At 57.4% G+C, this 11,878-nt stretch carries 16 protein-coding genes; 11 read left to right on the top strand and 5 right to left on the bottom strand.

The genetic code is table 11. The annotated features are described in order from the left end of the window. Positions 1-213: 213 nt before the first annotated feature. A complete protein-coding gene (locus Q1B16_RS22400; protein WP_366140192.1) occupies positions 214-525 on the bottom strand; it encodes a nuclear transport factor 2 family protein in 312 nt (103 codons plus the stop codon). Positions 526-645: 120 nt separating this feature from the next. Next, entirely contained in the window at positions 646-1,488 is an 843-nt protein-coding gene (locus Q1B16_RS21990) for an alpha/beta hydrolase (RefSeq protein WP_299794469.1), read from the bottom strand. Positions 1,489-1,601: 113 nt separating this feature from the next. Between Q1B16_RS21990 and Q1B16_RS21985 the strand changes: the two genes are divergently transcribed. The 10 genes from Q1B16_RS21985 to Q1B16_RS21940 all read left to right on the top strand — a co-directional run bounded on the left by Q1B16_RS21985 (position 1,602) and on the right by Q1B16_RS21940 (position 8,037). After that, the gene (locus Q1B16_RS21985; protein WP_299794466.1) at positions 1,602-2,159 is read left to right on the top strand and encodes a TetR/AcrR family transcriptional regulator; all 558 of its coding nucleotides are present in this window, start codon (positions 1,602-1,604) and stop codon (positions 2,157-2,159) included. Beyond that, on the top strand, positions 2,156-3,355 hold the full coding sequence (locus Q1B16_RS21980; protein WP_299794463.1) for a YbfB/YjiJ family MFS transporter: 1,200 nt from the start codon (positions 2,156-2,158) through the stop codon (positions 3,353-3,355). Before Q1B16_RS21985 ends, Q1B16_RS21980 begins: the two co-directional genes overlap by 4 nt. Positions 3,356-3,367: 12 nt before the next feature. After that, on the top strand, positions 3,368-3,706 hold the full coding sequence (locus Q1B16_RS21975) for an antibiotic biosynthesis monooxygenase (protein WP_299794460.1): 339 nt from the start codon (positions 3,368-3,370) through the stop codon (positions 3,704-3,706). Further along, entirely contained in the window at positions 3,703-4,296 is a 594-nt protein-coding gene (locus tag Q1B16_RS21970) for a LysE family translocator (RefSeq protein WP_299794457.1), read from the top strand. The genes Q1B16_RS21975 and Q1B16_RS21970 overlap by 4 nt, the downstream gene beginning before the upstream one ends. Before the next feature lie 2 nt (positions 4,297-4,298). Further along, on the top strand, positions 4,299-4,952 hold the full coding sequence (locus tag Q1B16_RS21965; protein WP_299794454.1) for a LysE family transporter: 654 nt from the start codon (positions 4,299-4,301) through the stop codon (positions 4,950-4,952). An 80-nt stretch (positions 4,953-5,032) separates the two neighbouring features. Further along, complete coding sequence (locus Q1B16_RS21960; RefSeq protein WP_299794451.1) at positions 5,033-5,491, top strand: DUF2267 domain-containing protein; 459 nt, start codon at positions 5,033-5,035, stop codon at positions 5,489-5,491. Between the two features lie 97 nt (positions 5,492-5,588). Next, a complete protein-coding gene (locus tag Q1B16_RS21955) occupies positions 5,589-5,900 on the top strand; it encodes a cupin (RefSeq protein ID WP_299794448.1) in 312 nt (103 codons plus the stop codon). Continuing rightward, positions 5,897-6,790 (top strand): alpha/beta hydrolase, encoded by an 894-nt coding sequence (locus Q1B16_RS21950; protein WP_299794445.1) that lies wholly within the window; start codon positions 5,897-5,899, stop codon positions 6,788-6,790. The genes Q1B16_RS21955 and Q1B16_RS21950 overlap by 4 nt, the downstream gene beginning before the upstream one ends. Before the next feature lie 9 nt (positions 6,791-6,799). Continuing rightward, the gene (locus Q1B16_RS21945; protein ID WP_299794442.1) at positions 6,800-7,462 is read left to right on the top strand and encodes a GNAT family protein; all 663 of its coding nucleotides are present in this window, start codon (positions 6,800-6,802) and stop codon (positions 7,460-7,462) included. Positions 7,463-7,515: 53 nt separating this feature from the next. Next, positions 7,516-8,037 carry a GNAT family N-acetyltransferase gene (locus tag Q1B16_RS21940; RefSeq protein ID WP_299794439.1) on the top strand — a complete coding sequence of 174 codons (522 nt, stop codon included), beginning with the start codon at positions 7,516-7,518 and terminating at the stop codon, positions 8,035-8,037. A gap of 129 nt (positions 8,038-8,166) precedes the next feature. Here Q1B16_RS21940 and Q1B16_RS21935 read toward each other — a convergent pair whose 3' ends face one another. After that, positions 8,167-9,228 (bottom strand): aldo/keto reductase, encoded by a 1,062-nt coding sequence (locus Q1B16_RS21935; protein WP_299794436.1) that lies wholly within the window; start codon positions 9,226-9,228, stop codon positions 8,167-8,169. Between the two features lie 61 nt (positions 9,229-9,289). Between Q1B16_RS21935 and Q1B16_RS21930 the strand changes: the two genes are divergently transcribed. Beyond that, positions 9,290-10,309, top strand: coding sequence for a LysR family transcriptional regulator (locus Q1B16_RS21930; RefSeq protein WP_299794433.1), 1,020 nt, complete (start codon positions 9,290-9,292; stop codon positions 10,307-10,309). 69 nt (positions 10,310-10,378) lie between these two features. On the opposite strand, the gene Q1B16_RS21925 is transcribed toward Q1B16_RS21930, so the two are convergent. Then, on the bottom strand, positions 10,379-11,029 hold the full coding sequence (locus Q1B16_RS21925) for a glutathione S-transferase family protein (protein WP_299794430.1): 651 nt from the start codon (positions 11,027-11,029) through the stop codon (positions 10,379-10,381). 41 nt (positions 11,030-11,070) lie between these two features. Continuing rightward, positions 11,071-11,878 (bottom strand): MFS transporter (locus tag Q1B16_RS21920; RefSeq protein ID WP_299794427.1); only part of this gene is annotated, 808 nt, incomplete at its 5' end.

Genomic DNA, 11,878 nt, shown 5'->3' with positions numbered 1-11,878 from the left:
ACGCGACACCTCCTTCGAAGATCGACGGTGACCGGCGGCGCCGCCTGTGGCGTCGCCCGCAGTTTCCTACGCCACGCTACGGGGCACTATCGATCAGCGCCACAAGGCGCTCAATCTCATCGTCTTCTTTCCTTTGAAGATCAAGTTTCTGAATCAATCTCCGGCCTCCGTTTTTCTATTCAATTTCAAGGTGTTGAGAATTGGATTGCGGTGTCAGCTTCGATCAACGATCGTCGCTATCTTTCCTTCGAGGAACGTAAACTCACTTATTCCGAGGAGTTTGATTTCTTCGCCAGCCTTAAGCCCATCGGGAAAATCTTGTGCAATGGTTCCCATGTAGTCGATAACGACAACGAGAGTAGCATGCTGTGCGTTGACCGTCTTTATGACTTGATTTCGCTCACTGAACATCCGGGCGGCCTTTTCGGCCTGCTTTCGGAATTCCAACGCTCCGCGCGTTTCATGGGTCAATTTGCCATTCGAATAGTTCTGGAATACCACCTCGGGGTGTAGTTGCTTCACCATTCGTTCGATATCGAAGCGGTTGTACGCATCGATGTATGCGTGAACCAGCGCGATGTTTTTTTCGCTAATTTTGCTCATTCCGGTCGGCATTTTGTCTCGGTTCTTCAGGAAGGCACTTCACTATTTGAATAGATGCGCAGAAAGGTTTTGCAGCACGACGTCCGGAGCTTCCAATTGAGGGAGGTGCCCGAGGCCCGGTAGGGGTGTCAGTGTAACGCCGATCCGCTCAGCAAGCGCCATGCCTCGAGAGATCGGAATCCAAGGGTCGTCGGATCCCCATAGCACCGATGTTGGACAACGGATTTCGCCATACTGCGGTTCAATCTCGGCCGTGAACGCTTCGTCCGCCAGCTCGAACTGCCGCCAGAAGGCCTTCTGGCCATCCGGTGTGAGCCAGGGAGCATCAAGCTTATCGTAGTCTTCTTTAGGAAGCGCATGCGCCAACGCACTGTCGATGTACGCGCAAACGATCGCTGCATGAATGTGCGGTGGAAGTCCTGTAAAAGCACAGATGTGGGTCTTCACATGTTCGAAAAATTCGGATCCCCAAGGTCTCATCGCGACGACATTCATCAATGCGAGGCCGGAGAACTCCTTGCCATGTAAAAGATGCGCTCGAAGCGTCACGGTGCCGCCGAAATCATGTGCGACAACCATCGGGGCCTTCAGTCTCCAATGATCCAGCATCTCGCAAAACACCTCTCCCTGGACGGCGAGCGAGGGCGGGCGAGCGGGTGAAAGCTCTGACCGTCCAAAGCCCGGCATGTCATACCAATGGACTTTAAAACGTTCAGCGAGGGCCGGAATGATCCGGTGCCAGCAATACGAAGACCAGGGCCAACCATGTGCGAGGACGAGCGGCGGCCCTTCGCCCGCGGTGCCATATACGACCTTTCCGGCTGACGTCACAGCGGCACGCTCGAGGTTCCATATTGTGGTGGCGTCTCGCCCGTGGCTCTGCATTTGATCGCTCCATTTCTTCCGCCAATCACGCGCGGTCTTTTTTCAACTTCAGACCGAACATTACGTGAGTAACGAGCTTGCGTTAGATAGACAAGTCGAACTATCAAGTCGATATGCAAGAATCAGTCACTGAACGACTCACGGCCACTGCGGCGCGCCTGTTTCAGGAGCGCGGTCTGACCCGCGTCGGCATTAACGAGATCATCCGCGAAGCCGACGTTGCGCGGATGTCGTTGTATAACAACTTCAAATCCAAAGAGGATCTCGCACTCGCAGCCTACGCCGCAGTGTCGACGGACCGCCAAGCTTCGATCGATGTCGTCATCGAAGCCTCAGCTGATCCCAGATTGGCGATCCTGGCCATTTTTGATCTCGCCGCCGATCTGGCTGGAAAAGCTTCGTTTCGCGGGTGTGCCTTCATAGACTTGGCGGCTCACGTCGAGGTGGATGATGCGCGACTACTGGCCCTCGTGCGCAGTCACAAAGTTGCCCTACGTTGTCGCTTCTCACGTCTCGCGGAAGAGATTGGGCTGTCTGACCCAGACTTACTCGGACGACAGCTTCTCGCACTTTGGGACGGTGCCCTGACAGACGCATTTATTGAGCGGAACATTGCTCCCATTTCAGCCGCGCGGTCCGCTGCCGAACAACTCCTGCGACCAGCGGCATGACGTCGACGGCTTTGACACCGTGGCTCATCGTTTTAGGCCTTTCGCTTGGTCCTGCAGTCAGTAATGGCCTTGCCCGCTTCGCATATGGCCTCATCCTTCCGGCAATGCAGACCGATCTTGTCTGGAGTTTCACCGAAGCGGGTTGGCTCAACACGGCGAATGCTGCCGGGTACCTGCTGGGCGCTCTGTCGACCTTTGCCTTGGTCGATCGCGTAGGCCCTCGTCGCATTTTCATTATTGGCATCGTCGTGACGCCCATTGCGCTTGTGGGATCGGCGGTTTTTGCGGATCTCTGGACGCAATCGGTGTTTCGGGTTGCGGCGGGGGTCGCAGGCGCGGGCATCTTCATCTCCGGCGGAGCGATGGCCGCGACGCTGTTTCGCGACACGCCTTCACAGAACTCGCTTGCAATCAGTCTCTATTTTGGCGGAGGCGGGCTTGGAATGATCGCCAGCGGCGCGGTGCTGCCGATCCTTTTCGACTACAAAGGCGCAAGCGCATGGCCGACGGCGTGGATGTTTCTTGCGGGACTGTCTTCGCTTGCCGTTTGGCCGGCGCTTTGGGCAGCGCGCAAGTGCCCCGAGCCAAGCCGAATCCACGTGTTGGTCGCGCCACGGCTACCAATGATGAAGAAGATCCCGCTGACACTCGGCTACTTTCTTTTCGCTGTAGGCTACATCGTATATCTCACTTTTCTTGTCGCTCTGATGCACGAAGGTGCGGCTGGCGCTGCTTTGATCGCCGCATGCTGGACGCTGATTGGTCTTGGAGTAATCGCAGCGCCGTTCCTCTGGCGGGGTGTTCTCGCCCGTAGCACGGGCGGAGGAGCGCTGGCACTGGCCTGTCTTGCAACCGGCGCGGCGACACTGCTCCCAATCGGCATTCCGGGATCTGTTCCGGCCCTTATAACCTCTGTCGCCATCTTCGGCCTTTCGTTTTTCATTGCGCCAACGGCTGTTACCAGTTTTGCCCGAAAGAACCTGGACCAAGCGGTATGGGGCAGGGCTGTCGGCATGTTCACAATCGTCTTCGCGCTCGGCCAGATCGTCGGACCGGTTTTGGCAGGGCTGGTGTCGGATCTGACCGGGTCCGTTTCTCAAGGTATGGCGGCCGCAGGTTTCATTCTTCTCCTTGGAGCCGCTTCAGCCGCGTTGCAGCGCCCGTTGGCGCCGCGCTCCATCGAAAGAGCAACTTAGGGCGGACTATCCATGTTTCAGGCTGCATTCATGTTTCGCCCCGGCCAAACCGATGCCGAGTTTGATGCGTTTACCGCGCAGATCAACGCCTGTGCCAACCGGCTTGATGGCTTTCTCGGAGAGGAAAACTGGCGATCCCCGGACGGAACTATCCGACTCGCAATCTACTATTGGGAAGACCGCGCTTGTCTCGATGCTTTCGTTCGCGATCCGGTCCACAGACAGGCGAAAGCTCGGCAAGCGGAGTGGTACAATGGCTACCACGTCATAATGTCTAAAGTCATTTCCACTTATGGCGATGAAAGGCTTCCCCATGTGACGGGGGACAGCAGACGAAAGAGAACCTCATGAGCGTCGATGTTCTCTTGGCTTTCGCCGTTTTTGCATTCGTTTCCGCGGCCACGCCCGGACCGAATAACCTTCTCATTCTCGGGTCTGGACTACGTGTTGGCCTGTGGCGAACCATGCCGTTCGTCGTTGGTATCAACTTTGGGTTCTCGGTTCTGCTTGTGAGCGTTAGCTACGGTCTTGGGACTATGTTCGAACGGTTCCCTGCGGCACACTTGAGTCTGAAGGTGATCGGTACGGGATATTTCCTCTATCTCGCGGCAAGCCTTCTAAGGGGCGGGAAAGCAAAACGGGAAGCGGAACGGGAAGATCTCGGGTTCTGGTCCGGCGCTGTCTTTCAGGTGGTCAATCCTAAAGCTTGGCTCATGTGCATCACGGCCGTCGCGCTTTTCTTGCCTGTTGGTTGGTCGCCGGCAACCATCATGCTCATGGTCATCACTTTCGTGTTGTTAGGCTTGCCGTCAAACGTCGCTTGGGCGGGGATCGGACAATCGCTTCGGAAACTTGTCTCTGATGAGCGTCGCATGCGAGTGTTCAATCTCGTCATGGCGGTCCTGCTTGTCCTTTCGATCATACCAGTCTGGATTTCGTAAACATGCCCGATCTCTTTCTAATGCTTGCTCCAGTCCTCGCAGCAGCGCTCGTCGCGCAGGCGAGCCCGGGTCCTGCAACGCTCGCTATCTCCCGGGAGGCAATGCTGCACGGTCGGACATCCGGCATCGCCCTGGCACTTGGTGTCACCACGGGATCGTGGATCTGGTCCGCCATCGCGGCTGGCGGGATGAGCGCGATCATTCTAGCCAATGAATGGGCAGTCATCGGCTTGAGGTTCTTCGCCGCAGCATATCTTGCCTGGCTCGCTCTCAAGTCCGCGAAAGCGGCAATCCAGAACCAGGAGAACAACAGCTCGCAATCTGCTCCAAGGGCTGAAGGTAGCTACATGCGTGGTCTGCTGATCCACTTGACAAATCCCAAAGCGATCCTGTTTTTCGGAGCACTCTATGCATTCGGTCTGCCGGTGGGCGCTACCAGCGAAACCGTACTTATCATAGCCAGTGCGGTGGCACTCCAAAGCGTACTTATCTTCGTCGGGCTTGCGGTGCTGTTCTCGCATCGCGGCATTGCTCAGGGTTATTGGCGTTTTCGACGTGTCCTTGAGAGCGTTTTTGCAGTCGTCTTTGGATCGGCTGCGGCGAGTTTTCTTCTCGACGCCCTCCAATCGCTCGGCGCCAAACTGCAGAGGGTTTAGATATGGCAGGCTCAGGCTCCTCTGAGCAAGACATCCTGCTTCGATGCCTTGTCTCAATCGCAAACAGCGAGGGCAGATGAATGCCGATGCCCTGGACCTATCGTCACGCAAGTCGTGAGTTTCGTGCTTTTCTTGATGATGCAAAAGAGCGGATGTCACTGGAGTCCGACAACATGACCTACACGGCCGTCGACGCCGTGTTCCAAGTGTTCCGCCGTCGCCTGACTGCGCAACAGGGCCTCGATTTTGCAAGCGTTCTCCCCAGCGTCACTCGAGCAATGTTCGTGAAAAACTGGCAGGTCGAAGATCACCCGGCATCTTTCGAGGACCGCGACACGATGACGATCGAGGCCAAGCGTGTGCGAGTTAACCACAATTTGACCCCCGACAATGCAATCGAAGCGACCGCTTGGGCTCTCCGTAGGAGCCTTGACCAGCGCGATCTTAATCGGGTCCTCAAGAGGATTGGCCCGGATGCAGAAGCTTTCTGGCATGTCCAAGTGTCGGACCCGAGAGAACTGGAACAGCGGATCGTCTAGGCAAGGTGAACTGAGTGAATGGTGGGGAGGTGCGACGATGCCGATAAAATCGGGTGCTCGAGAGGCAAAGGACTGTCACGAGCACACAGGAGGGAAAATGAAAAAGCATAGCCCTCGCGATTTCACCGGGCTCAGCGCGTGGGACGCCCTCAACATCGAGGAAATCGGTGGAGCAACTGTTCGACTGCATTGGACCGACAGGCCCTATAAGTGGCACATAAACGATGGACCGGAGGTCTTCGTTGTGCTCGACGGCACCGTCGACATGCACACTCGCAGTGACGGCGAGGAAAGGGTTATCCGCCTTGAAGTCGGAGATGTGTTTCACGCGGAGGATGGTGACGAACACTTTGCTAATCCCAAGGGAGTAGCGCGCGTCCTCGTCATTGAAAGAAAGGGAAGCGTATGACCGCTGCTGCACCCATCATATTTGACAGGATGTTGGTCCCTGATGATCTGCTGATTGATGGGAGACGGATCGCCTATGGTGAACACGCGCTGCCGAAAGCCTCGAAAGGCGCGCATGTAGTTTTGGTCCACGGCACACCGTCTTCCTCGATAATTTGGAGGAACGTGGCACCCGTACTCATCGAAGCGGGATATCACGTTATTTCTTACGACCTTTTGGGCTATGGCGCTTCCGAAAGGCCCCACAACCCCTCGGTCGATACATCAGTGTCGGGTCAAGTGCCGGTACTGCTGGGCTTGCTGGACAGGCTTGGCGCCGAAACAGTTCATCTGCTAGCACACGACATCGGCGGTGCAATTGCTCAACGCGCTGGAATTCTGCACCCGGAGCGCGTCAGTTCCTTAGCTCTTTTGGATGTGTGTTCGTTTGATTCCTGGCCATCCGAGAGAACGCGACAGCAGATGAAATCAGGCTTCGACGCGTTGATCCGCGCACCCGCAGATGAACACGAGAACCACTTCAAGGAATGGTTGCTTTCAACCGTGGTCGACGAAGCGGCGATGCGCGCCGGACCTCTTGGGAGTTACCTGGACTTCATCTCTGGACCTGTCGGTCAGTCGAGCTTCTTTCAACATCAAGTGGCTCACTATGACCATCGCCACACAAGTGACATCAGCGAACGGCTCGGGGAACTCGGTCGGGTGCCGGTTTCCATTATTTGGGGTGCAGAAGATCAGTGGCAAAAGCCGCACTGGGCGGAGCGTCTGCACACAGCCATTCCCGGCTCAAGCCTCACGTTCATTGAGGCTGCGGGGCATTTCGTGATGGAGGATAAGCCTGTAGAGGTCTCCCAAGCTCTGCTGGAGCATCTTTCGAAAGCGGTCAGGTAGGGGGTGCATATGGCGGTCAGCGATTTCTCATCGCAATGGCCCATTCCAGAAAGGCGAGTGCTGACAGGGCGATGGTGTCGCCTTGAGCCGTTGGACCCTGAGCGGCATAGGGACGCTTTGTTCGAAGCGATAAGCGGCGAGCACGCTGATGCTCAACACCGCTTCCTTGCTGACCCTATCCCGACATCGCGGGCAGACTTCCAAGCGTGGCTAATCCCGCGCGCAACGTCCGAGGATCCGATGTATTTCGCGGTCATCGATCTTGCTTCCGGCCGAACAGAAGGCAGGCAGAGCCTGATGGACATTTTTCCTGGGTACGGTACCGCAGAAATTGGGCATATCCTTTGGGGACCGCGCATCGCGAGAAGCCGGGTGTCGACCGAGGCGTTCTTTCTTCTGACAGACTACGTCATGACCGACTTGAGGTACCGCCGGTGGCAGTGGAGATGCAACGCGCTGAATGAGCCGTCCAGGCGCGCTGCGGATCGCTTTGGTTTTACTTTCGAGGGCATATTCCGAAACCACATGGTTGTGAAAGGCAAAAACCGGGACACGGCCTGGTACTCGATAACAGATGAGGAGTGGCCGAAGATTCGGGCCCGTTTTATTGCCTGGCTTGATCCGTCTAACTTCCGGGCGGATGGGTTCCAGGTGAAATCCTTGAGACAATGACTCTCGGCGGGCCTTCGCAGAGCGGACCATCGCGCACACTGAGGACAGAGGATATGACCGGAACGTCATTGGGAGAAGGTCTCGCGTTGCGACCCTATTCTGCTTCGGACAGAGACTGGGTAGCTTCGGCCCATATCGCACACTACCGCTCTGTCGAACGGTTTGATCCGAGCTTCGATGACGTCGTTTGGAAAGCACTTTCGGATATAGACAGGCGGATCGAGGAAGATCGAACGTTCGGTCTGGTCCTTGAAGGCTCCGCTGATGTGCATCACGGCTCGATTTTTCTGTGCGACACGGGGAATTCTGCACGCATCCGGTTGTTTTATCTCGATCGACAGCTCCACGGCGAGGGATTGGGTCGCGCCATGCTGCTGGCAGCTCTCGAGGCGGCGAGAGACTCTGGCTTCAGACAAATAGAGGTATCGACGTTCGACACCCATGCCGCCGCCTGCTCGCTCTATGCTCGGACCGGTTTCATCGAGCAGGCGCGGACCCGCTGTATTTCCTTCGGGCGCCGCATGGCGCAAGTGGATTTCGTCCATGACTTGGTGACGGAGCGAGCGGTTTCCTGATGTCTTTAGAAAATGTGTGCGAACGTCTGTCGCCCTGTTGACAGCAGGCGCGAACCGCCTTCTCAACTGTATCCATTGGATGTGAGATCAGGTGAGCGCAAAATCGCACGCGTGGATCACACAATTCGATCAGGTCCCTAGCGTCCACCACGTGTCCATCTCCGACCAGTCCTGGACAAACTTGTAAGGGTAGGATGGCAACCCAGGTGCCGAGACCTTTGTCAGCGCGGCCAAATCGGCACAATTGAGTTGGAAGTCTGCCGTTGCGAGGTTGGCGTCGAGTTGCTCGGCAGTGCGCGCGCCAAGGAGTACCGATGCGACGCCCGGTCGAGACAAAAGCCAGGCGATCGCGATATGGGCCATCGGCCGGTCATGGCGCTGCGCGATCGCCCGAAGCGCATCCAGCACCGCGTGGGTGCGCGCTGTGTTGCGCAGATCATAAGCCTCCACGCCCCGACCGGGGTCTTCGCCCAACCTGGTTGCGCCCGAGGGAAATACATCGGCGCTGTATTTGCCTGTGAGCCAACCACCCGCCAACGGCGACCAAGGCGTCACGCCGATACTGTTTTCAAGTGCGCAAGGAAGGACTTCGATTTCGATGCCGCGATCGAGGAGGTTGTATTGTGGCTGGAGCGCCACGGGGACCGGGAGACCCTGTGAACGGGCAGTGGAGACGATGCTCTGGAGTTGCCACCCCGTGATATTCGACCATCCTGTATGATGTAGCTTTCCGGCCTTAACGAGATCGCTGAGGGTCGCGAGTGTTTCCGTCACATCCGTGTAGCGGTCCCAACCATGGACATAATAAAGATCGATCGCCTCCACTTGCAGTCGCCGCAAGCTTGCGTCGACCGATCGAACTAGGGCCCGTCGAGAGGCCCCATTGCTGCCAAGCGGCGGGGCGAAGCGCCCCTTCGTCGCAATTACGAGGTCATTGAGACCACCACGGTTTTTGCCCCACCGACCGATCATTTCTTCCGACACACCAGCGGAATAGACATCTGCGGTGTCGATCATCGTGCCGCCTTTGGCGACAAACATGCCGAGTTGCCGATGCGCCTCGGCCTCCTCCGTCTCCGCACCGAACGTCATCGTGCCCAGAGCGAGGCGTGAGACATTCGGTCCGTTGCGACCAAGCACCGAGGTCGGAAGAGTGGCGGGGGTGCCAGTCTTGTTCGTAGTATTCGGCATTGCGCTATCTCCAATCCAGTAGCGCCGAGAGCCGATAGAGCGCACGCACACCGGGGCCGGAATGCGCAATCAGGAAATCTTGCTCTTGCCGTTGGAGCTCTCGGCGACGGGCTTGCGATGGCAGGCCATCGGACATGTTGGGCAGGTGCAGTTTCACGGAATTTCCTCGGATCAAGATGCGGGTGTACACAGCAAGGTAGACAACTACCCACCCATGTGGAACGACATGAAACGAAAGGATCGTTTCATGGATGAACAAACATTATCAGGCGTGAGGTGGGATGATCTGTCCGCTTTCCTAGCCGTTGCCCGCACTGGCGGTCTTTCGGCGGCCGCGCGCATTGCCGGGTCGAGCCCGCCTACCCTGGGGCGGCGGATGCGGGCTCTAGAGCGCACAATGGGACGTGAACTCTTCGTCCGCAGATCGCACGGATACGACCTGACCGACGCCGGTCGCGTGTTGCTGGGCGAAGTCGAAAACATAGCTGGAAAGATCGATCGGATCACGGCCAGACAAACTGGCGAGACTATTCCGCTGGTCAAACTGTCCGCGGGAACCTGGACAACCTTGGCGATCGTCAAACGCTTGCACGACCTCGTGGGCGATCCCCAAGATGTCCGCGTGCGCTTCATTGCGGCGGAAGACATCCTCAACATCAGTCGGCGAGAAGCTGTCATCGGTATTCGGAACCGGCAACCGGCTGAGGCGGGACTTGCGGGACGCAAACTCGCGCGTGTAGATTTCGCACCCTACGCGATGCCGGGCACCGCGGATGGCTGGATCAAGGTACATGCCGACACGCCATCCGCGAGATGGGTCACGGCGATCGCGGACGGTCGTATCCTGCAGGAGGTAAGCCATCCCCGGCTCGCGCTCGACATGGCTTTGATCGGCGCTGGTCGCGTGGTTTTGCCGACCTTTATCGGGGATGCGCAGGCCGAGCTGGAACGTCTAGGCAACTTGATCCCTGAATTATCCCACGATCAATGGTTAGTTACGCATGACGATGATCGATCTTTGCCCGAGGTTCGTCGGACAATCGACCGCGTCGTACGTATTTTGGGGCGTGGTGTCGGATAATCGGCGCAGGTGCCGGTCAAAATGCGCTCCGCTGTCGAATGCTCCGTTTCACAACGGCATGCCCGGCCATCAGAGAGCTGTATCATCTCCCGGATCGAGCCCGGTGATCGAAGGACGAACTCGGACTTTTTGCCACCAAGCATCCAGACAAGGCAGGCCTTGCGTGAGATCTGCGCCTTCAGGCGCTCTCGTGAAATAATCCATCATCCCGCCCAGATGGCAATCCGCGAGCGAGACGGCATCCCCCGTGAGCACACGCCGCTCGGCCGCGATGGCCTCTAGCGCTGAAAGGACACGCAGCGAACTCTCCAGCCCCTCAGCCACCTCGGTCTCGTTGCAAGTGCTCTCTTCGTGAGGTGCAAAAACCCGCCGGGAGAAGACCTGTCGGATCATCGGCCAGTAGCCGTAGGAGTCGAGGATGGCGATAACCTGCGCCATCTGTGCAGCGGCGCGAGGATCATCGGGAACGAGGCTCGGTCCGATGAAGGCGGCATCAACGTAACGTGTGATGGCGCTTGTCTCGTACAGAACGAAGCTTCCGTGCCGTAAAACAGGTACGCGACCGAACGGGTGAAGATCGCGCAGCCGCTCGGCCTCAATCACATCGAACGGATCTATCTCTTCGACGGTGAACAGAACACCCTTCTCTTTCAGGGCAACGCGGGCAACGCGTTGATAAACGCTATGGCGAAAACCGAATAGTGTGACAGGGTCGTTCATGAGTCCATCGTTCTCTCAAGGCCAGAGTATGAATCCAGTATCTATCCTGCAGCGGAGATGTTTCTCAATGAATGATAGCTCGCGACTTTTCGCAGATCGCTGAAGAGCGAGACCGCGAACGAGAAACCAAAGGCTACTGCGACCATGCCGAGACCCGCCATTGGCGCGGCATCACCAGCAACAAGTCCGCCAGCCAGGGCGCCAATAGGCCGAACCCCGTAGATCGCTGTTTGTATCATTGCATTCACGCGCCCGAGAAGGGGTGGCGGCGAGACGAGTTGCCTTACCGCGTTTTGGGCCACGAGCCACAGCGATGGACCGAAGCCGAGAAGGAAGAAGCACACGTGGAGCCAAGCTTCTGGAGTGCCTGCATCAATGACCATTAGCCCAATCGCTGCGATGACGGAGCTTCCAGGGCCGAACAATAGCACGATCCGGGGTTCTACCAGGTCGGATAATCGCCCCGCGAGCCAAGAGCCGAAAATAGCCGCCAAACCAAAAGACGCTAGCGCAAACCCAAACGCACCCGGATCGAATAGGTAGACATTCTGGAGGACGGGAACGAGCACGACGAGAAGTGCTGCGAACGCGAAGTTCCAGAATACCGAACACAGCGTGATTGGCAGAAGCAGGCGATGACTGGCGACATAGCGTCCTCCCTCGACGATCCGTCTCAGGATTGGTGTCGTCGCCTTTGGGTCGAGATCAAGGCGAGGCAGGGTGAAAGAGAATGCGAGCGCTGCAATTGATGCGAGCGCGGCTACAGCGAAGATGGACCATAACGGCACGTCGACGATGATGAGTCCGATCATGAGCGGCACCGCAAATGAGCAGAGTGCTCTAGGAAAC

This window comes from uncultured Marivita sp., assembly GCF_947488135.1.
Classification (GTDB): domain Bacteria; phylum Pseudomonadota; class Alphaproteobacteria; order Rhodobacterales; family Rhodobacteraceae; genus Marivita.
This window is presented reverse-complemented; position numbering and strand designations above follow the sequence as displayed.